This is a genomic window from Bradyrhizobium sp. GW821-FHT13H06 (assembly GCF_058803975.1).
Window position 1 is genome coordinate 123,886 of record NZ_JBXAPN010000010.1, and the last position, 19,855, is coordinate 143,740.

24 protein-coding genes are annotated in these 19,855 nt (G+C 64.3%); 17 read left to right on the forward strand and 7 right to left on the reverse strand.

The window, feature by feature from the left end; genetic code table 11:
* Positions 1-112: 112 nt before the first annotated feature.
* Positions 113-721 carry a cysteine hydrolase family protein gene (locus AC1RQP_RS32280; RefSeq protein WP_492941003.1) on the forward strand — a complete coding sequence of 203 codons (609 nt, stop codon included), beginning with the start codon at positions 113-115 and terminating at the stop codon, positions 719-721.
* 177 nt (positions 722-898) lie between these two features.
* Here the strand turns inward: AC1RQP_RS32280 and AC1RQP_RS32285 are convergent, their stop codons facing one another.
* Both AC1RQP_RS32285 and AC1RQP_RS32290 read right to left on the reverse strand, forming a co-directional pair.
* Positions 899-1,468 carry a hypothetical protein gene (locus tag AC1RQP_RS32285; protein ID WP_492941005.1) on the reverse strand — a complete coding sequence of 190 codons (570 nt, stop codon included), beginning with the start codon at positions 1,466-1,468 and terminating at the stop codon, positions 899-901.
* An 11-nt stretch (positions 1,469-1,479) separates the two neighbouring features.
* Entirely contained in the window at positions 1,480-2,655 is a 1,176-nt protein-coding gene (locus AC1RQP_RS32290) for a zinc-dependent alcohol dehydrogenase (RefSeq protein ID WP_492941007.1), read from the reverse strand.
* 181 nt (positions 2,656-2,836) lie between these two features.
* Between AC1RQP_RS32290 and AC1RQP_RS32295 the strand changes: the two genes are divergently transcribed.
* Positions 2,837-3,619, forward strand: coding sequence for an SDR family NAD(P)-dependent oxidoreductase (locus AC1RQP_RS32295; protein ID WP_492941009.1), 783 nt, complete (start codon positions 2,837-2,839; stop codon positions 3,617-3,619).
* A gap of 79 nt (positions 3,620-3,698) precedes the next feature.
* Positions 3,699-3,851, forward strand: coding sequence for a hypothetical protein (locus AC1RQP_RS32300; protein ID WP_492941011.1), 153 nt, complete (start codon positions 3,699-3,701; stop codon positions 3,849-3,851).
* Positions 3,852-3,965: 114 nt separating this feature from the next.
* Here the strand turns inward: AC1RQP_RS32300 and AC1RQP_RS32305 are convergent, their stop codons facing one another.
* Positions 3,966-4,370 carry a response regulator gene (locus AC1RQP_RS32305; RefSeq protein WP_239624099.1) on the reverse strand — a complete coding sequence of 135 codons (405 nt, stop codon included), beginning with the start codon at positions 4,368-4,370 and terminating at the stop codon, positions 3,966-3,968.
* A gap of 88 nt (positions 4,371-4,458) precedes the next feature.
* Between AC1RQP_RS32305 and AC1RQP_RS32310 the strand changes: the two genes are divergently transcribed.
* The 7 genes from AC1RQP_RS32310 (at position 4,459) to AC1RQP_RS32340 (ending at position 10,943) form a co-directional block, all read left to right on the forward strand.
* Entirely contained in the window at positions 4,459-5,463 is a 1,005-nt protein-coding gene (locus AC1RQP_RS32310) for a chemotaxis protein CheB (RefSeq protein ID WP_239624098.1), read from the forward strand.
* Positions 5,464-5,473: 10 nt separating this feature from the next.
* Complete coding sequence (locus AC1RQP_RS32315; protein ID WP_239624096.1) at positions 5,474-5,770, forward strand: hypothetical protein; 297 nt, start codon at positions 5,474-5,476, stop codon at positions 5,768-5,770.
* 185 nt (positions 5,771-5,955) lie between these two features.
* Entirely contained in the window at positions 5,956-9,123 is a 3,168-nt protein-coding gene (locus AC1RQP_RS32320) for a CheR family methyltransferase (RefSeq protein WP_492941013.1), read from the forward strand.
* 3 nt (positions 9,124-9,126) lie between these two features.
* Positions 9,127-9,885, forward strand: a complete 759-nt coding sequence (locus AC1RQP_RS32325; protein ID WP_492941015.1) for a Crp/Fnr family transcriptional regulator — start codon at positions 9,127-9,129, stop codon at positions 9,883-9,885.
* A 144-nt stretch (positions 9,886-10,029) separates the two neighbouring features.
* Positions 10,030-10,206, forward strand: a complete 177-nt coding sequence (locus AC1RQP_RS32330) for a hypothetical protein (RefSeq protein ID WP_492941017.1) — start codon at positions 10,030-10,032, stop codon at positions 10,204-10,206.
* 153 nt (positions 10,207-10,359) lie between these two features.
* Positions 10,360-10,542: a hypothetical protein gene (locus tag AC1RQP_RS32335; RefSeq protein ID WP_239624090.1), complete on the forward strand. Its 183-nt coding sequence runs from the start codon at positions 10,360-10,362 to the stop codon at positions 10,540-10,542.
* A 197-nt stretch (positions 10,543-10,739) separates the two neighbouring features.
* Positions 10,740-10,943: a hypothetical protein gene (locus AC1RQP_RS32340; RefSeq protein WP_492941019.1), complete on the forward strand. Its 204-nt coding sequence runs from the start codon at positions 10,740-10,742 to the stop codon at positions 10,941-10,943.
* A 162-nt stretch (positions 10,944-11,105) separates the two neighbouring features.
* Here AC1RQP_RS32340 and AC1RQP_RS32345 read toward each other — a convergent pair whose 3' ends face one another.
* The gene (locus tag AC1RQP_RS32345) at positions 11,106-11,390 is read right to left on the reverse strand and encodes a hypothetical protein (protein ID WP_492941021.1); all 285 of its coding nucleotides are present in this window, start codon (positions 11,388-11,390) and stop codon (positions 11,106-11,108) included.
* Positions 11,391-11,681: 291 nt separating this feature from the next.
* On the opposite strand from AC1RQP_RS32345, the gene AC1RQP_RS32350 reads away from it, so the two are divergent.
* From AC1RQP_RS32350 to AC1RQP_RS32365, 4 genes are all read left to right on the forward strand, one after another.
* Complete coding sequence (locus AC1RQP_RS32350; RefSeq protein WP_492941023.1) at positions 11,682-11,891, forward strand: hypothetical protein; 210 nt, start codon at positions 11,682-11,684, stop codon at positions 11,889-11,891.
* Positions 11,891-12,091 carry a hypothetical protein gene (locus AC1RQP_RS32355; RefSeq protein ID WP_239624083.1) on the forward strand — a complete coding sequence of 67 codons (201 nt, stop codon included), beginning with the start codon at positions 11,891-11,893 and terminating at the stop codon, positions 12,089-12,091. Before AC1RQP_RS32350 ends, AC1RQP_RS32355 begins: the two co-directional genes overlap by 1 nt.
* Before the next feature lie 62 nt (positions 12,092-12,153).
* On the forward strand, positions 12,154-13,230 hold the full coding sequence (locus AC1RQP_RS32360) for a flavodoxin family protein (RefSeq protein ID WP_492941025.1): 1,077 nt from the start codon (positions 12,154-12,156) through the stop codon (positions 13,228-13,230).
* Positions 13,227-14,129 (forward strand): NAD(P)/FAD-dependent oxidoreductase, encoded by a 903-nt coding sequence (locus tag AC1RQP_RS32365; RefSeq protein ID WP_492941027.1) that lies wholly within the window; start codon positions 13,227-13,229, stop codon positions 14,127-14,129. The genes AC1RQP_RS32360 and AC1RQP_RS32365 overlap by 4 nt, the downstream gene beginning before the upstream one ends.
* Positions 14,130-14,489: 360 nt before the next feature.
* Here AC1RQP_RS32365 and AC1RQP_RS32370 read toward each other — a convergent pair whose 3' ends face one another.
* Entirely contained in the window at positions 14,490-15,428 is a 939-nt protein-coding gene (locus AC1RQP_RS32370; protein WP_239624077.1) for a GlxA family transcriptional regulator, read from the reverse strand.
* A gap of 92 nt (positions 15,429-15,520) precedes the next feature.
* On the opposite strand from AC1RQP_RS32370, the gene AC1RQP_RS32375 reads away from it, so the two are divergent.
* Positions 15,521-16,207 carry a DJ-1/PfpI family protein gene (locus AC1RQP_RS32375; protein WP_492941029.1) on the forward strand — a complete coding sequence of 229 codons (687 nt, stop codon included), beginning with the start codon at positions 15,521-15,523 and terminating at the stop codon, positions 16,205-16,207.
* Between the two features lie 58 nt (positions 16,208-16,265).
* Entirely contained in the window at positions 16,266-17,531 is a 1,266-nt protein-coding gene (locus tag AC1RQP_RS32380; RefSeq protein ID WP_492941031.1) for an ABC transporter substrate-binding protein, read from the forward strand.
* 45 nt (positions 17,532-17,576) lie between these two features.
* On the opposite strand, the gene AC1RQP_RS32385 is transcribed toward AC1RQP_RS32380, so the two are convergent.
* Positions 17,577-17,834: a hypothetical protein gene (locus tag AC1RQP_RS32385; protein WP_193374346.1), complete on the reverse strand. Its 258-nt coding sequence runs from the start codon at positions 17,832-17,834 to the stop codon at positions 17,577-17,579.
* 291 nt (positions 17,835-18,125) lie between these two features.
* Between AC1RQP_RS32385 and AC1RQP_RS32390 the strand changes: the two genes are divergently transcribed.
* A complete protein-coding gene (locus AC1RQP_RS32390; RefSeq protein WP_239624072.1) occupies positions 18,126-18,500 on the forward strand; it encodes a hypothetical protein in 375 nt (124 codons plus the stop codon).
* A gap of 4 nt (positions 18,501-18,504) precedes the next feature.
* On the opposite strand, the gene AC1RQP_RS32395 is transcribed toward AC1RQP_RS32390, so the two are convergent.
* The gene (locus tag AC1RQP_RS32395; RefSeq protein WP_492941033.1) at positions 18,505-19,830 is read right to left on the reverse strand and encodes a polysaccharide deacetylase family protein; all 1,326 of its coding nucleotides are present in this window, start codon (positions 19,828-19,830) and stop codon (positions 18,505-18,507) included.
* Between the last annotated feature and the right edge of the window lie 25 nt (positions 19,831-19,855).

Consider the following 19,855-nt stretch of genomic DNA (forward strand, 5'->3'; position numbering starts at 1 on the left):
TGCGGGGCCTGCTGTTCAAGGACGTTCCACCCGAAATCATCGACGGCGGAGAGGCGCCGATTTCGGCATCGTGAATTCTGGATGAGGGCAACATGGTCAGGGATGGACGACGATGAGGGACAGCACGTCGGATGTCGCCGACATCAGAGATGCCGTTCACTTGTGCATCGACATGCAGAACATCTTCGCTCCCAGCGGCCTTTGGGCGACGCCCTGGATGGAGCGCGTCCTGCCGACGATCGTTTCGGTCGTCTCACGCAATCCGGCGAGAACGATCTTCACGCGTTTCATCACTCCGCCGGATCCGGAGGATCGTCCGGGGCAGTGGCAGAGCTATTTTCGCCGCTGGCACCAGGCGACGCGCAGGCATCTGCCGCCGTCCGCCCTTGAGCTCGTGCCGGCCTTGAACCGCTTCGTTCCGCCGGCGGCCGTCATCGACAAGCCGGCCTATTCGGCCTTCAGCAATTCCGGTCTCGCGAGCCTGCTGCTCGAAAAGAATATTGGTACCGTCGTGATATCAGGCGCAGAGACGGACGTCTGCGTGCTTTCGACGGTCCTGAGCGCCGTCGATCTCGGCTTCAGGGTCGTCATTGTCGAGGACGCGCTGTGCAGCTCGTCTGATGTCGGGCACGATGCGCTCATGACGATGTATCGCACCCGCTTTCACGGCCAGGTCGACCTGCTGACAGCGGAAGAGCTGGCCGAATTCTGGCGGGAGTAGGAAGCTAAGCGGGATACGATCCGCAATCGCGAAGGCGCGCAATGCGCACCCGGTGTCCTTTGAGATGGGTATTGCGTTGCTTCCCTCCGTCCGCCTTGTAGGCAAGGACATCGTCCTGCGACCGCATCGGTCGTAACCATCTCGTAGATAACGGCGGAGTCCCACCACGCCGCTTCGTCACGGGACCCGGTGCTCATCGCCTTGCTTCACCTCGTTATGCCCAGTATGCGCTGCAATCTGCCTTGCCGCAGTTCTGGCGTTCTCTATGCCCTTGGGAAAACCGCTGCGGTTCGGATAGAGCTTGCGCCGTGCGTCGCGCGGCGGGCGTCGCGGCTTGGTGTTCTGCGCGGCGCGGTAGTCGAGCATGGCGATGCCGCCGACCATCAGCAGTGCGAGCGCGATATTGCCCTTCTTGGGGTTGTCCGGCGTCAGCCCTGAAAGCAGCGCGGCGGCATCGAGGCCGTCGCCGCCGACGCGGGCCCACAGGCCGGCGTTCTTGTCCACCGAGAGCGACATGATCCCAGCCACGATCTCGCGCACCCCGAAGGCGCGGACCAGCGTCTCATGGCCTTCCATGCCCAGCGTGCGCGTGACGCGCCTTGGCGCAAGGAATTCGACGGCGCCAAGACCGATGCTGAACCAGCCGAGAGCGCGCGCGAGCTGGTCCGCGGGCTGCTTCAGGCTCGGTCCGCCCTCGATGATCTTCGGGTCGCCCTTGGTGCGTACGATGTTGGAGAAATGAAACATGAGTCTGCTCCTCAGGGCTTCAGCACGACCTTGACGCAGGAATCCCGCTTGTCACGGAACACCTGGTACATCTCGGGGCCTTGGCTGAGCGGGACGGTGTGGGTGATCACGAAGGAGGGATCGATCTCACCTTCTTCGATGCGGCGAAGCAGGTCGTCGGTCCAGCGGTTGACGTGGGTCTGGCCGGTCCGCATCGTCAGCCCCTTGTTCATGAAGGCGCCCATCGGAAGCATGTCGGACAGACCGCTGTACACGCCCGGCACGGAGATGATGCCGCCCGGCCGGCAGACATAGATCATCTCGCGAAGCACGTGGGGCCTGTCGCTCTCCGCCATCACCATCTGCTTGGCGCGGTCGAGCAGCGTGTCGGGCAGGGACGCCATGACATGCGACTCCATTCCCACGCAGTCGATGCACTTCTCCGGGCCCTTGCCGTCGGTCAGCTCCTTGAGCCGCTCCAGAACGCTCTCGGTCTCGAAATTGATCGTGGTGGCGCCGCCGGCCTCGGCCATGCTGAGCCGCTCGGGCAGGCAGTCGATCGCGATCACCTGGTTGGCGCCGAGCAGGATGGCGCTGCGGATCGCCATCTGCCCGACCGGACCACAGCCCCAGATCGCGACCGTGTCGGTCGGCTCGATGTCGCATTGCACGGCGGCCTGCCAGCCGGTCGGGAAGATGTCGCTGAGGAACAGCAATTGCTCGTCGGGGATGCCGGCGGGCACCTTGATGTGGGTGGCATCGGCAAAAGGCACGCGGAGATATTCAGCCTGGCCACCGGGATAGCCGCCGGTCAGATGCGTATAGCCGAACAGGCCCGCCGTCGTGTGTCCAAAGACCTTGTCGGCCAGATGACGCTTGCGGTTGGTGGTCTCGCACACCGAGAAATTACCGCGCTTGCACTGGTCGCATTCGCCGCAAATGATCGTGAACGGCACGACGATGCGGTCGCCCTTCTTCAGCTTGCCGTCGACGTCCGAGCCGACCTCGACCACTTCGCCCATGGTCTCGTGGCCCATGATGTCGCCGGGCAGCATGCCGGGAATAAAATTGTGGAAGAGATGAAGGTCGGAGCCGCAGATTGCGCAGCTCGTGACCTTGATGATGGCGTCGCGCGGATCCTGGATCTCCGGATCGGTGACGGTGTCGCACCTTATGTCCTCCTTGCCGTGCCAGACCAGCGCCTTCATCTTCCGTCCTCCTGGTTTGAACCACGTGCCATCTAAGTCCAGGAATGAACGATGGTTGCTATCGCTGCGCGCAAATTCTTCGCACTGCGCAAATAGGAACGAGGGAGCAGGGCGGCGATTGAGCGTCATCACCTCAATTCCAAGACCTCAATTCCATGACCTCGATTTCAAGGATGTGCGCATGTCCGCCAATCAACTCGCCGTCGTCACAGGCGCCTCAACCGGTATCGGCCTGGAACTCGCCAGGTGCTGCGCCCAGGCAGGTTTCAACCTCGTCATCGCAGCGGACGAACCTCAGATCGAAAGGGTGGCCGTCGATCTGCGCCGGCTCGGCGGCAGCGTGGAGCCGGTCGAGGCCGATCTCGCCACCACCGAGGGCGTCGACAAGCTCTGCGACGCCGTCGCCGACCGGCCGATCGATGCACTGCTGGCCAATGCCGGCATCGGTCTCGGCAGGGCCTTCCTCGACCAGGACTTCGCCAGGGTGAGACGCCTCATCGACACCAACATCACCGGCACGCTGTATCTGATCCACCGTGTCGGCAATAAGATGCTCCGCCGCAATGCCGGTCGCATCCTGATCACCGGCTCGATCGCGGGCTTCATGCCGGGCAGTTTCCAGGCGGCCTACAACGCCAGCAAGGCGTTCCTCGATTCATTCTCGTTTGCGCTGCGCGAGGAGCTGCGCGAGAGCGGCGTCACCGTCACCTGCCTGATGCCGGGTGCGACCGAGACCGAGTTTTTCCGCCGTGCCGACATGATGGACACCAAGGTCGGCACCGAGAAGAAGGACAGCGCCTACGACGTCGCCAAGGCCGGGTTCGACGCAATGCTGCGCGGTGAGTCCGACATCGTCACCGGGTTGAAGAACAAGATCCAGACGACGGTCGCCAACGTCACGCCGAACGAGGTGCTGGCCAAGCAGCACCGCAAGATGGCTGAGCCGGGCACCGCGCGGTCGTAGGGCGAGACCGGCGCAATCTCGCGGAGCGGCGCCAACCGTCTTGCGGACGAAAAGGGAGACCGCCGATTCACATAGCCTAATGCGCAGCGGCCTCGAAACCGTCAAATTGTACGGGCTGAAAACAACAGGGGCTGCGATGGCGATGGATCGCATCGAGCAGGCCTTTGTCGCGACTGCGGTCACGGGTTTTCTCGTGATGATGGTGGCAATTATCTGGATGATGATGAGCTGAACCGGGGGAGCTTGCCGTCTTGCGCGTCGCGCTACCTTACGCTGCGGTTATCCTGTGCATGGCGGTGAGCACCTGGCTCGCATTCGCGCGCCTGCTCTGATTGCGTGGCCTGATCTATCGCGCGGGGCCGGCGATCAGCGCAGCCAGCTTGCGCGCCATTGCGGCAACATCGATCGGCTTCTCAATGAGCGGCACGTCCTGAAATTCCGGGCCGACGGTGACCCTTTCATATCCCGTGGTGAACACGAAGGGCACCTTGCGCGCCTTCAGCTCGCGGGCGATCGGAAAGATCATCTCGCTGTGAATGTTGACGTCCAGGACCGCGGCATCCAGCGTGCTGCCGTCGCGCAGGATCTCGACTGCGTCCTCGATGTGACCGGCGGGACCTGCGATCTCCGCGCCCAGTGCGCGGAATGTCGCGCTGATGTCATCGGCAAGGAAATATTCGTCCTCGACCACGAAAACTCTGCGCCCGGTGAGAGGCGCAGGCTGACCGGATGACGTACGCGATATCGTCATGGTGCCTACAGCCTTCGCTTCCGCCCCGTAGGAACATAAAACGGGGGCCCGCCTTGGATGCAAAACGACGCAACTGAAAACGGGTTCCATGAGCAACCGCGACATCATCGTGATCGGAGGCTCGGCGGGAGCGACCCAGCCGCTGAAGCAGATCCTGAGCCGATTGCCGCCGGATCTGCCGGCAGCCGTCTTCATCGTTCTGCACATTCCGGCGCAGGGGATTGGGATCCTGTCGACGGTGGCCAGGAGCGCCGGCCCGCTTCCGGTTCGCCAGGCCGAAAACGGCATGAAGATCGAGCCCGGACAGATCTACCTGACCGCGCCGGACCATCATCTGCTGCTCTCGGAGGATCGGGTGCTGCTCGGGCGCGGTCCGCGCGAGAACCTGGTGCGGCCGGCCATCGACGCGCTATTCCGGTCCGCAGCCATTACTCACGGTCCGCGGGTGATCGGCGTGGTCCTGAGCGGCCTGTTGTCCGACGGCGCGGCAGGCCTCAATGCGATCAAGCGCTGCGGCGGGATGGCGGTGGTCCAGGATCCCGCGGACGCCATCTCCGACGAGATGCCGCGGCGCGCGATGGAGGAGACCACCGTCGACCTCTGTGTTCGCGGTGCGAATATGGGTGACGTCCTGTCCGAACTCGTCAAGGAGCAGGCCGGAGCCGCGCTTCCGATCCCGCCGGAGATCAGGTTGGAGGTCGAGATTGCCGCCGGAGACCGGATTGGCAGCGACAAGCTGCTCACGGTTGCCGATCCCGTCGCGCTGACCTGTCCGGCCTGCGGTGGCGTTCTGTCCGAGGTCAAGGAGTCGCGCCCGATGCGCTTCCGTTGCCAGGTCGGTCATGCCTTCACGGTCGATACGCTCGCCAAGGAGCAGGAGGGACGCGTCGACGAGGCCTTGTGTGTCGCCTTGCGCATCATCGAGGAGCGGGCAGAGCTGGTGAAGCGCATGGCCGCCGATGGCCGGCGCAGCGGCCGGCCCGCGGTCGCCGAGATGTACCAGGCGAGAGCGGCTGAATATCGAGAATATGCCGACATGATCAGGCGGGTGGTGCTACAATCGCTCGATCCTCCAGCCCGCAAGCGGGAGTGAGGGGTCTGCCATGACCATCTCCGTTGCCGAACAAACCGAGCAGCTCGATGCCGAGCAGCGCCTTCTGGTGAAGGCCGACCGCGATATCGAGGAGGGCTGTCAGCGCATCCGCAAGCAGGAGGATCGCGTGCGCGAACTTCACGCCGGCGGTCACGATACCGGCCAGGCCGAGCGGCTGGTCGACGTGTTCAAGCAGACCCTGACGGAATGGGAGCGCCACCGCGTCCTGATCGCTCAGCGCGTCGCTTATCTGCAACGGCAATTGGCGGCAGGAAAGCCCGACGCTGGCCAGTGGCCGGAGCCCTGAAGCCGCGCGCCGTCTCTCCGGCCTGGATGCCGCGCGGCTCCACCATCAGGGCTCAAACGTTGCGAAAACCGAAGGAGGCTCTGTGGCATTCTTGTCTTTGATCTGTCGGGGTCCCGCTGATTTCTGCTATCTGCAGGGATCGGGCGCCCGTCGGTGCCGGCCAGTGAGAGAGAGCTAACAGGTCCATGACTGAAGTCGGCGAGCAAGCGGTCGAAGGAGAGCGCCAGGCCAAGTCCCCGCTTGTCATTGGCGTTGGCGCCTCGCCGGCCGCTCTGGACAGCATCGAGCGCTTCTTTGCCAGGCTGACTCTGGGCGCCGACCAGACGATCGTGCTGGCGCTTCAGCACCACGAGACGTTCGACGAGGCACGGCTGCGTCAGATCGTGCAAAGCTCAAACGGCGGCAGGCTGTCCGACCCCGGCCATGGCCATCCGATCGAGGGCGGCAATGTCTACCTGTGCCCGCCGGCGATGATCACCACGATTCAGGGCGACCGTTTCGCGATCCGCAGGGCCGAGCAGGCGCCCGGCGAGCGTGCCACGATCGACAGCTTCCTGGTCTCGCTCGCGGAGGAGCGCGCTGAGAAGTCCATCGGTGTGGTCTTGTCGGGTACCGGCGGCGATGGCACGCTGGGCACCGCAACGCTCAAGGATCACGGCGGTCTGGCCATCGCCGAGAAGATCGCGAGCGAGACATCCGACACTCTCAAGGATGCCAACACGCCGGCGGCGATCGCGGACTACGTGCTGCCGCCGGAGGAGATTCCCGAGCACATCCAGCTCTATGCCCGCCATCTGCGACGCCTGGAGGAGAAGCAGGGGTTCGACGAGGTGCTGGCCGCGGCCGCGACCTCGCTGTCGCGGATCGCCGACATCCTGCGTAACAAGACCGGCAACGATTTTCACGGCTACAAGCAGAACACTTTCCTGCGCCGCGTGCAAAGGCGCATGCAAGTGGTCCAGATCGACGATATCTCCGCTTATGTGGAGTTCCTGCGCAACGACAAGGATGAGGTGCAGCATCTCTTCAACGATCTCCTGATCGGAGTCACCGAGTTCTTCCGCGACAAGCGCGAGTTCGAGGTGCTGGAGACCCAGATCATCCCGAAGATCTTCGAAGGCAAGGGCGCGGCACAGCAGGTTCGCGTCTGGGTGCTCGGTTGCGCCACGGGTGAGGAGGCCTATTCGATCGCCATCCTGCTGCGCGAATACATGGCGCGGATGGACGGCGCGCCGCAGGTGCAGATCTTCGCCACCGACATCGATGGCCGCGCGCTCGCCGCCGCACGGGTCGGCCGCTACCGCACCTCCATCGAGGCCGACATGACCAGCGAGCGTCTGGCGCGCTGGTTCGTGCGCGAGGGCGACACCTATTGCGTGGTCAAGGAGCTGCGCGAGATGTGCATCTTCTCCCAGCACAACGTCATCAAGGACGCGCCGTTCTCGCGGCTTGACCTCGTCTCGTGCCGCAACCTGCTGATCTACCTCAACGCGGAGCTTCAGAACCGCTTGATCCCGCTGTTCCACTTCGCGTTGTTGCCCGACCGCTATTTGTTTCTCGGCAATTCCGAGAACGTGACGCGGCATCCGAAGCTGTTCGTGCCGATCGACCGCCGTGCACGCATCTTCCGGAAACTCGAGACCGGAACGCGGCTGCCGCCCGAATTTCCGATCACGGCCGCTGCGACCAAGGTGCCCGTCGACGTGCCGCCGATGCGCTCGCTCGGCCCCGATGTCGGTCTCGAGCGGCGCGCGCAACGGATCGCGGAACGATATGCCCCCGCCTATGTCATCACCGACGACAATTTCCAGATCCTGCACTTCTCGGGACGCACCGGGCGATACATCGAGCCGACCGCAGGCGCCGCAACGCTCGACCTGCTCCAGCTCGTGCATCGCGATCTCCGCCTGGAGCTGCGAACGGCGCTCGGCCGCGCGGCGGAAACCAACGAGCCTGTCCATGCCGAGCAGGTGCACCTCGGTGTCACCGGCCACCGCATCCTTGTGAACATCACGGTGGAGCCGATTCAGGAGGGCGCCGGCGGTCACCGGAATTTCGTCGTTCTGTTCAAGGACGGACCGGCTCAATCTGTCGGGGACGATCAGAGCAAGCCCAACGCCGCTATTCGCACCGAGCATGTCGAGCGGCTCGAGAGCGAGCTGCGCGCGACGCGCGAGCGTCTCCAGGCCACCATCGAGGAGCTCGAAAGCACGAATGAGGAGCTGAAATCCTCGAACGAGGAATACCAGTCGCTCAACGAAGAGCTTCAGTCCGCCAACGAGGAGCTCGAGACATCACGCGAGGAATTGCAGTCGGTCAACGAAGAGCTGACCACCGTCAACGGCGAGCTGGCGCACCGCGTCCAGGAGTTGACCCGCGCCACCAGCGACCTCAAGAACTTCCTCGAAAGCACGCAGATCGCGACCGTGTTCCTCGACAACGATCTGCGGGTGATGACCTTCACCCCGGCGATCACGCAAATCCTGCACCTGGTGGAAACCGATGCAGGCCGCCCCATTTCCCACATCAAGGCGCGCATTCCGATCGAGGAGCTCTACGACGACGTTCGCCGCGTGCTGCGCACCCTTGCGAGCGTCGAGCGCGAGGTGGTGGCGCCGGACGATGGTACGAGATACATCGCGCGCGTCCTGCCTTACCGGAGCATTGACAATTTCATTGCAGGCGTCGTCATCACCTTCATCGACGTCACGGCGATTACACGCGCCGAGGCGCGGCAGCGCCTGCTCCTCTCCGAGCTTCAGCATCGGGTCCGCAACACGCTCGGGGTGGTACGCTCGATTGCCCGCCGCTCTGCGGAATCGAGCTCCACGGTCGAGGAATATGCTTCGCATCTCGACGGCCGGCTGAACGCATTCGCCCGGACCCAGGCGCTGGTCACCCGCGACCCCGAAGGCGGCGTCGACCTCGAATATCTCGTGGTCGAGGAGCTGCTGGCCTATGATGCACGCGAAGGTGAGCAGATGCGGGTCTCCGGCCCCAAGGTACGCTTCCGGCCCAAGGCCGCCGAAACGTTCGCGCTGGCCATTCACGAACTCGCGACCAACGCGCTGAAATACGGCGCGCTGAGCCAGCCGTCGGGTCGCATCGAGGTCTCCTGGCGCATTGACGAAAGCACCGAACCTGCGCAACTGATGTTCGAATGGCGTGAGCAGGGAGGGCCGAAGGTGCCGCCGCCGCCGCGAAAGGGTTTCGGCACCGAGCTTCTCGAGCGTACGCTGGCGTTCGAGTTGAAAGGGCGGACCACGATGGCCTTCGATTCCGGGGGGCTGCAATGCACGATCACTATCCCACTGAGCAAGGGTTCCTTCCACACACCGGCCGTGGCTGACTGACTGATGCTCTTGTCGATCGCCGATCGCAGCCTGGTGGAGCCGGCCATTCGCCGGCTGAATGCCTTGAGGCCGCTGTCGCCCGAGGCGCAGGCATCGCTTAAATATGCGATGCTCGAGGGGGTGCAGCGCGCCGGCGCTGGCGAGGACCTGATCTCGGAGGGAGACCCCGTCGACAGCGTCCGCGTCGTGCTGTCGGGCTGGCTCTGCCGCTACAAGACGCTCGAGGACGGCCGGCGCCAGATCGTCAACTTCATCTTTCCCGGCGAGAGCTGCGACGCTCATGCGTTCCTGCTCTCCACCATGGACCATTCCATCGCCGCGCTGACCCAGGCCGTCTATGCCGAGATCAAGCGCGCGCAGTTCGAGAGCCTGTTGGCTGCCGACCATTCGCTTGCTGAAGCGTTCCTGTGTGAGACCCTCGTCAACAACGCGATTCAGCGCGAGTGGGCCATCAATCTCGGCCGTCGCGTCGCGCTCGAGCGCGTCGCGCACCTGTTCTGCGAGATTTTCGAGCGGCTTCGTCCCGTCGGCATGGTCGAGGGCAATAGCTGCGCGATGCCGGTGACGCAGATGGACCTGGCGGACGCCACCGGCCTGTCGGTTGTCCATCTCAACCGCACGCTCCAGGAGCTGCGCGCCTCGGGGCTGATCGTGCTGCGCGACCGTACGCTGATGATCAAGGATATCGACGCGCTCAAGAACGCGGCCCTGTTCTCGCCGAGCTATCTGCAACTCTATCGGGGCGGTCGAGAGCGCGGATGAAACCCCGCCTTCTCCCGTCTGTGCACTAGGAACAGGGGCTGATCTGAGCTAGTCTACCGGTATCGCCGGCCGAGGCCCTGTCCGTAGGCGCCGGTGGCTGAGAGATCGCGCGCTCCCGCCTGCATAGAGATGAGGAGCGTGGCCATGGATGGCGATCGCCTTGGTCTCGAAACCCGGCGTCTTCTGGAGCGCGCCGATTGGGCCATCGAAGAGAGTATGCGCCTGCGGGCTCTCAATGCCGAAGTCAGGCGGCAGCTCCGGCGGGCCCGCGATCAAATGGAACAGCAGCTCGCCGAGTCCTTCGCAAACATGGGGCCGTAACCAGCGGCCGCGCACCCATCTTCGAGCCATGAGTTGGCGCAACCAGCGCACGATGGAACGAGGAGCTCGGTGCTACGTGCACTTTTGCGCAATTGCTCATTTTGAGTAACCTACGTAAATGAGCGGCTCGCGGAATTGGCTTAAAGTTGTTGGATGCGCGACGCCCTTATTCCCCGAGCAACTCGTGCGATCGATGCCAGCCGCGCTTTGCGGGAGGAGCGTCGACTGCTGATGGAGCATCACGATCAAATCGTGGCTGATTTGCGCCTGGCCATCATGGAGAGCGCCATGGTTCGCACGGAAATCAAGGCCCGCCGAGACAATCAAGACAACTAGCTCGCGTTGGCGGAGCCGGAGCGTTTCTGAGCAAGTGACGTCTTTTGAGTAACTTGCGTTGCGCCGGGCCGGAGTTTTTCGGCGAGCCGAGCAACCGTTCCACGTCAGGAACGTTGGATGCACGCCAGCGCGATTTTGCTGGCATCATCAACATGTGAACGCAACGGCGCGCTCCGCTGACTGACAGGGATACGTCCATGACGACGATGCGGCGTCGGATCAAGCACGGGGATAGTTTGGAGGCGCGGCTGGCCGCCGAAGCGGAGCGGCTGCGCGAAGAGGCCAAATCGCTCCCGCCGGGCGCGGCGCGCGAGGAGATGCTCCGCAAGGCGCGGCAGGCCGAGACGGGATCGCAGATGAGCGAATGGCTGCGGTCGCCGGGCTTGCAGCCGCCCAACTAGCGACCGCCGCTGCAGCGTGCAGCTGGTCAGGCTGCACGCGCCGGGAACGGGTCAGATGTCGGCGCGTACCGATGCGCTGGTGTCGTGGGCAGAAACCGGAAAAATGAGCACCACGTCCATCGTTCCCCGTTGCGTCCGGTTGTCACCCGGCGGTGCGGGAAATCAACGCCGCTTCGCCGCTTTGGTTCGCCGGCTATAGGGCGAGCGGTTGACGGGCCTCAGCGAAATCCCTTCGCGTTGCGCCTTGCTGCGGATGGCCGCGACCGGCCGCTGAAGCTTGATGCTCATCACGCCGGTCGGCGTGTTGCCTTTGGCGAGCTGCTTCAGCTTGCTCACGTCCGCCGGCGTCCAGGGCTCGCGCGCGCGGCGCTTGTACGCGGGATTTTCCTTGCGCGGTCCCTTGCGGCCGATCGGCGAGCCCGGCCGCTTCCATGCTGCTTTTGCCATGATGGTCCTCCTTCAAGTCGTTCTTGAACATGCGAATCGGCATTTCGGTTCCGGCGCAGTCCGGATGAGGCGGCCATGCGCCTTTCGCTTTCGCAAAATCACGCAGCGTTAACTTATTGAAATGCCGGAACCGCAAGGTGCGGCCGAAACTGCAAACGCGCTTCCGGAGCTGGGCCGCCCCAACCGGCAGCGGCTTGACTGACACGCGACTTGACAAGCGACTTGGGCCCCGGCGCCCCCAACCTCCCGTCGGGGCCAGCTTTCTTCCATCCAGATCCAGTGTGAAAATCCATGACCGCCAAACGTAACCGCAGGAAACAGACCCAATCGCTTCAGGAGCGGCTGGCCGCCTTCGGCGAAAGCGCCCGCGAGCGCGCGCGCAGCCTGCCGCCCGGCCGGGAACGCGAAATGCTGCTGCGACGCGTCAAGCAGAACGAGGTGACCTCGAACCTGACAGAGTGGCTGAGCGCACCTGTCTCCCCAAGACGAGAACAATCGTAGTGGGGAGCATCAAGCATTACCGCGCGTTTCAGATCGAACCGGACGGTCACGTGTTCGGATGCATCAATCTGGTCTGCGACGATGACGATCAGGCCAAACGCGAAGCGGCCGCGCTCGTGCTGGCCCACCGCATCGAGCTGTGGCGGCTCGACCGGCGGATCGCGCAATTCGATCTGCCGCGGGAGGCTGCTCGACAGTAGAGCTGTGGGAACCGGGGGCTGCGCGCCGGGTTGGTCGATGACCGACTTCGCCAGGAGCCAGCATGACGGAAGCCGACGTTCGCAAGGGAATGCCGCCCGTCAAGCTGTCGCGCGAGGAGTTCGAGCGACGCTACAAGGAGCAGTTCGTCGACCCCGCCTTTGCCCCGCTGCAACGTGAGCTCGATGTCATCGCTGCTGCGGCCTGGGACGCCTACAGCCATTCGCGCAAGGCGCCGTTGACGCGGAAGGCGGGTGCAGGCTTCTTCGACCCCGATTACGATCTTGCCCTCGACTGGCTCGATGCGCGCGCGAAGATCCTGGAAGCGCAGCGGCGCCACGACGATGCGGACGAGACGCCGCGCATCCTCGTCATCAACGGCTCGGCGCGCAGCGAGCACACCTGTCCCGGCGAGATGTCCAAGACCTGGCGGCTGGTCAAGCTGGCCGAGCCCGTCTTCATCGAGATGGGATTTGCCGTCGACATCCTCGATCTGTCGCGCCTCGCCTCGGAGTTCGGCAAGACCATTCATCCCTGCAAGACCTGCGTCGGCACCGCCATGCCGCTCTGCCACTGGCCGTGCAGCTGCTATCCGAACCATTCACTGGGCCAGACCGGCGACTGGATGAACGAGATCTATCCGCTCTGGGTTGCCGCCCACGGCATCATGATCGTGACGCCGGTGCACTGGTATCACGTGCCCGCCGGGCTCAAGGCGATGATGGACCGCATGGTCTGCGCCGACGGCGGCAATCCCGATCCGACCTCGACCCACGGCAAGAACGCCACCGAAGCCAAGGCGATGGAGCTGAAGGGCTGGCCCTATCCGCGCCATCTCGCCGGCCGCCATTTCGGCCTCGTCGTTCACGGCGATGCGGTCGGCGCCGAGGGCGTGCGCCGCGCCTTGTCCGACTGGCTCACCGACATGCAGCTGATCTCGGCGGGGCGCTTCGCCGAGCTCGACGGTTATGTCGGCTATATGGAGCCATACGCCACCTCGCATCGCGATCTCGACGAGGACAGGGAATTCCAGCAGGAGGTGCAGAACGCGGCGCGCGCGCTGGGCAACGCGGTCCGGCTTGCAAGGAGTGGGCGCCTCGAGGAGCCCGGTACCGGTCTTGCGGACCCGAACCCGAAATGACCGGCGCGCCGCCGCTCGATTGCCTGATCGTCGGAGGCGGGCCGGCCGGGCTCATGGCCGCGATCTATCTGGCGCGATTCCGTCGCAGCGTCTGCGTCGTGGACGCCGGCGCGAGCCGGGCGGCGCTGATCCCACGCAGCCACAATGTCCCGGGCTTCGTCCACGGCCTGTCCGGCACTGAACTGATCGAACGGATGTCGGCCCAGCTGCACGAGCTCGCCGTCACGCGCGTGGACGCCGAGGTCACCGCCCTGCAGCGACGCGATCAGGGTTTTCTGGCGAGCTGGAATGGCCGCGCGCATGCGGCCGCTGCCGTCATTCTCGCCTGCGGCATCGTCGACACCCATCCGCCGTTCGACGAATGGCGCGCCGCCGTTGCGGATGGGCTGTTGCGCTACTGCCCCGTCTGCGACGCCTTCGAGGCGTCCGGCCGCCGCATCGGCGTCATCGGCCCGCTCGCGCGCGCCGTGGGCAAGGCGCTGTTCCTGCGCGGCTATTCGAAAGACGTCACGCTGCTCGCAACGGATCGTGATGACGATCAGGCGGCAACGTCACGATTGGCCGAGGCGGATGTGGAGGTCCTGCTCGCGCCCGATCTGCGTTTGCGGCGGAGAGGCGAACTCGTGGAAGCCGTCTTCGCCGACGGCCGCACGGCGCAATTTGACACGATCTATCCCGCGATGGGGGCGGAGGTGCGCTCGCAGCTCGCGGTGTCGCTGGGCGCCGAGCATACCGGGGAGGGCTATCTGAAGGTCGACGACCACCAGCGCACATCGATCGATGGGCTCTACGGCATCGGCGACGTCGTCACCGACCTGCACCAGATCTCGGTCGCGTTCGGCCACGCGGCGGTTGCCGCCTGCATGATCCACAGCAGCCTGCCGCAGCAACTGGCTTGACCGGGCGCGATGGCGGTGAGCCTCGCGATCGATCGGAAAAATCGGCAGCGAATGTGCCGAGGATTGCGGGCGGCATGGACGAAGGCGTCGCGATGTGTCGCTCATGCGTACAATCCTGCCGCGCGATGGCGGCCTGAGGAGATGTCCATCCTGGAAGAAAAGCTCAAGGAAGCCATCATCGACGAGTTGAAGCGCCAAGCCGCCGACCGGCCGCAAGCGCTGAAGGTCCAGGGCGCGGGAGACGCGAAGAGCTCGGAGGAGCTGACCGTCAATTGCAGGATCGACCTTGGTGCGCTGGTCATGGTGATCGCAGGATCGGTTGCCGGCGGGCCTTGGACTAGCGCCGGTCAACTGCAGCTCTCATGCAGTTCGGGCGGAACGCCGCAGGGACTTCGGCGGCTGACCGAATGCGCGGATGAAGGCTCTGCGCATCCGCTCGGGGTCGCGAAATCCGGTGGCTTGAGCGACGCGCTCGATCGCTTCTCCGGAGGACTGCACGCGCTCCCGTGCCACCTCGACCCGCAAGCGCTCGACGGCCTTCGTTGGCGTGGATCCGGTTTCGGCAATGAAGGAGCGGACGAAATGCCGTGAACTCAGGCCTGCGCGCTCGGCAAGTGCCTCGACCGTGAGAGGCGCATCTAGATTCTCGCGCACCCATGAAAGAAGGTTGCCGAAGCGCCCGTTCGGCCTCTTCAGTTCGAGCAAGGTCGAGAACTGCGATTGTCCGCCGCTGCGGCGATGGTACAGCACCAGCTGCCGAGCGGTCGCTTGCGAAATCTGTTCACCGTGGTCCTCGGCGATCATGGCGAGCGCCAGATCAATTCCTGCGGTGATTCCGGCCGATGTCCACACGCCCCCATCGCGGGTGAAGATCTGGTCCGGCTCGAGCCGGACTTTCGGGAACCGTCCGATGAAGTCACGGGTACAGGACCAATGCGTGGTCGCGCAACGACCGTCCAGGACTCCCGCCTCGGCGAGCAAATAGGCCCCCGAGCAGACGCTGGCCAGACGCACGCCGCGGCGCGCCAATCTCTGAATAAATGCGATCGTCGTCTTGCAGCGCGCCGCGTCCTCGACGCCTTCGCCACCTGCCACGAAAAGTGTCGTGACTGAGCTTGCCGATCGCAAGTTGCGCGCGAGCATCTCGGTGCCGGACGAACTGCGCACGGCGCCGGCCTTCGTGGCTACCATTATCACACGCGGCGCATGCGGCGTGTGGCGTCTTGCGATCTCGAACACCGATATCGGGCCGGCGGCATCCAGCAACTGGAATTCGGGAAAGATCAGGAAACCGATCATGAACGCGTCCAAAAATGAGGGAATTACGCCGTTTCCGCCCCCAAGGCCAACATGGCAGGCTGCCACCGTCAAGCGCGATGTCGAGGTTGAATATGTCGGGTCCGTTGCAGATCGGTCTTCTGGTTTTTCCCCGCGTGACCCAGCTCGATCTCACCGGTCCCGCTCAGGTCTTCTCCAGCCTGCCTGACGTGACGGTGCATCTGATCTGGAAACGCATCGAGCCCGTGCCGAGCGATTCCGTGATTGCGCTGACGCCGACCATCACCTTCGCCGATTGCCCGCAACTCGACGTGATCTGCGTCCCGGGCGGCTATGGCACCGACGAGCTGATGCTGGACGAGGAGGTGCTTGCGTTTCTGAAAGCGCAGGCGCGGGGCGCGAAATACCTGACTTCGGTCTGCACGGGTTCGCTCGTTCTCGGTGCCGCCGGTCTCCTGAAAGGATATCGCGCGGCCACGCACTGGACGGCGACCGATGCATTGCCGCTCTTCGGAGCCGAGGTGTCGCGCGAGAGGGTCTGCATCGATCGCAATCGCATGACGGGCGGCGGCATCACCGCCGGAATCGACTTCGCGCTCACGCTCGTTTCGATGTTGAGAGGCCGCGCGGCTGCGGAAATGATCCAGCTGCGCATGGAGTACAATCCCGTACCGCCTTTCCGGGCCGGTTCGCCGGATACCGCACCGGCTGCGATCGTTGCTACGATGAAGGAGCTGGTCGCGCCCGCGCAGGCGAGGCGTCTGGAGTTCGTCAGGAGAGCCATTCGTCAGGAGGGATAGCGCGGTGTTTCGAAGCAATCATTGCCGACAGTCGTCGCGGTGACAGAGCGAGGGGAAGATGGTGGATCACGTAGGGGCATTGCAGTCATGGCACATCCGACTTTGCCGGTCGGCCTTCGGCATCATCCTGACGCTGGGTCCGGTCGCGCTCGCCGAACGGAGCCTGGCCGCCGATTTTTCCGGTGAGGTTGTCCGGATCGGCATCATCAACGACCAGGCGGGACCATTGTCCGACCTTGCCGGACCCGGATCCGTCGTCGCCGCGAAGATGGCGGTTCAGGATTTCCAGAAGATCGCGCCGGGCCTGAAGGTCGACATCGTCGTCGCCGACCATCAGAACAAGCCGGATATCGGCGCCCAGATCGTCCGCAAATGGTTCGACGTGGATGGCGTCGACATGGTGGCCGACGTCGGGAACTCGGCGGTCGCGCTCGCCATCCAGTCGATTGCGCGCGACAAGAACAAGATCGTCATCTACTCGGCGGTCGGGACCACCGATATCGGCGGCAAGCAATGTTCGCGCACCGGTCTGATGTGGTTGCACGACAATTACAATCTGGTCGCCGGCTCGGTCCGAAAGCTGGTGTCGCAAGGATACGACAGCTGGTTCTTCATCGCGTCCGACTATGCGTTCGGCCGCAATATGGTCGAAGTGTCTCAGCGCGTGCTCGCGGCGACTGGTGCTAAGTCGCTCGGCGCGGTCTTTCATCCGCTGGGAAATGCCGACTACAGCTCTTTCCTGCTCCAGGCCCAGGCCTCGAAGGCCAAAGTGGTCGCGTTCGCCAATGCTGGCGAACAGCTCGTGACCTCGATGAAGCAATGGAATGAGTTCGGAATGAATGCCGGGTCTCAGAAGGCCGTCGCCGAACTCATGTTTCTGACCGATGTGCACGCCATGGGCGCCGAAACGGCCAAGGGATTGACGACGGTTACCGCCTGGTACTGGGCGCTCAACGAGGCGACGCGGGCGTTCGCCCAGAGGTTCCACAAGCTTCACAACGCCATGCCGACCGCGCCACAAGCCGCCGTCTATTCGGCCGTCCTGCAATACCTGAGGGCCGCGGCTGCTGCAGGGACGGATGAAACCAATGCTGTCCTGGAGCAGATTCGGTCAATGCCCGTAGACGACTTCTACGCGCCCGGCGCGCGGCTGCGCGCTGACAACAAGCTGGTGCACGATTTCTATCTCGTCGAGGTCAGGAAGCCTTCGGACGTGAAGACGCCCTGGGACTATTACGACGTTGTCGAGAGGATACCTGCCGAGGAAGCCTATCTTCCGTTGAGCCAGAGCGAATGCCCGCTGCTGAAGACCTCGCAAAACTAGCGCATTGGCGCGCACCGGTCCTTGCGACACTCGAAGCGCGCCTCTTCAGCCATACTCCTCGCCGATGCCGTATTCCCGGTAGATCTCTAGCGGGTCGATCTCGGGAAACAGGCGGCATTTGGCCTGGGCGAGGTGCAGGCTCACCGCAGCCGGCTCCTTGCCGTTTGCGAGCAGCTTGCGGATGTCGTCCATATGCGCGTTCGGCTGGTGCTTCGGTGCGAGCTGCTCCAGCGCGACCAGGGCGGTTGCGAGCGCCTCGGTCAGAACCCACTCGTCGTGGCCCGTGATTCCCTTCTTCGGCATCGGCAGACCCCACATATGGCGGCGGCCGGCAGTTTACCGCGACTTCGGCCAAATCGCCATTGAGCCGTCGCGGGCATGCCGCGCGGGCAGTCCGATCGGCCATGCTCCGGCCTGTGTTGTGGCCACATCTGGCTAAAAGGCGGCAAGTTTCGGGACGATAGTATCTTTGTTGAAACAAACTTGGCGTAGACGGGCCGCTGCCGCATCCAGGCCGGCCGTTCCGGTCCGGGTCCCCCATCCCGAAATTTCGCGACACGATCGAGTTGCGCCCCCTCAAAGGTTCGAGCCAGCATGGCCTTTCTTAGCTTCGTCTACCGCTTCCTCACCAATTTCGCGTTCATGGCGGTGGTCTATTTCAGCCTGAACTTCATGGAGAAGTATCCGAACCGGGCGATCCTGGCGATCCTGGTGCTGGTCTATGCCGGCATGCGCGCCGCCTCGACGCTGCGTGCGTTCTACTTCTTCCAGAAGATCGAGAAGCTGGAGGCGGAGACCAAGCGCCTGCAGGCTTCGATCAGTGACGGTTCAGGCGGAGCCTCGGCGCGCAGGCAGGTGGTCGCCGACGTGGCGCGGCTGCGGCGCGATGGCGAGCTCAAGTCCTATATGGACCTGTTCTTCCTGGCGCTGATCGTGCTGCTCTGCGTCGCCGCGATCATGCGGCAGTGAGGGCTCAGGCGCGCTTCTTCAGGCTGGCGACGCGGGTCGGGCGGGTGGTGGCGCTCTTGGATGCCGGGCCCTTGGGTGCAGTGCCCGTGGCTGTCGTGCCCTTGGGCTGCTCGGCATGATCCGGTGCCGCCGGCGCTGCATGCGCCGTGCGCCGTCCCTGCAGCTTGGCCGTCTTGCCCTTTGCTGCTTTGGCATGTGCGGCCTTGTCCCTGGCCGCACGAGATGTCTCGGCTGCCATCGCCAGCCGCGTCGCGGCACGCCGCGACAAGGTCGTCGACAGCAGCACCTCGACCGAGCCTTCGGGGATCGCAAAGAGCGCGCGGCCGGGCACGGGCAGGGTGGCCGCGACATTGGCCTGCGCCATGGTCTTGAGCGGCAGCAGCGGCTGATGCTCGGCCTGCGCGTTGAGGTCGGCAAGAGCGGGCGCCGGCAGCGTCCGGGTCTGCGTGAACACGAAATTCGGCACGCGCGGCCAGCGCGCGATCGGCGTCGTCTCGGTCGGCGGATGCAGCAGCCATTCCACCGTCATGGTCGGCGTCGCCGGTCGCTCGGCGGTCGCGGGCACCACATGCACGATGCGATAGCCGCGCGCCTTGAGGTCGCGGATGATCTTGGGCAGCGCCGCCACCGTGCGGGCCTGGATGTCGTGCAGCAGCAGGATACCCTTGCCCTTGGCCTCCAGCCGCTGGATCGCGAGCTGGTAGACGCGGTCGGACGACACATGCCGCCAGTCGTCGGCTGGGAAATCGGCGCTCCAGACCTGGATGCCGCGCGAGATCAGATAGTTCTCGACGCCTTCGGCGCGCATCAGGCCGGGAATGCGGAAAAACGGGGCGAGCTGGGACGGATCGGTCATCGCGGCCGAGGTCCACGCGATTCCGCCGTTGATCTCGGCCTCGGCCCTGTCGATCGGCATCCGGTCGAAGGTCAGCGGATGGTCCATGCTGTGCGTGCCGACGGTGTGGCCCGCCGCGACCAGCTTGCGCACGCCTTCCGGATTGGCCTTGGCCTGGCTGCCGATGATGAAGAATGTCGCCTTGATGCACTCGTCGGCGAGGATCTGGAGCACCTGGTTGGAATATTTCGGCAGCGGACCGTCGTCGAAGGTCAGGACGACCTCATGGTCCTTCAGCGGCAACGTCTCGCGGTACTGCATGGTGCCGATCAGCGGATGCTCGCGCGGATCGACCACGAGGGTGCGGGAGGTGCCGAGGGCGTCCGGGTGGCCGGGACAGTCGGCTGCGAAGGCCGCCGGTGTGCCGGCAGTCAGCATTCCCAGACAGAGGACGATCCACGATCGCGTCCGCAAAACAACGCTAATTCCGATCATGAACCTCGTCTGCCCTCGTGCGTGA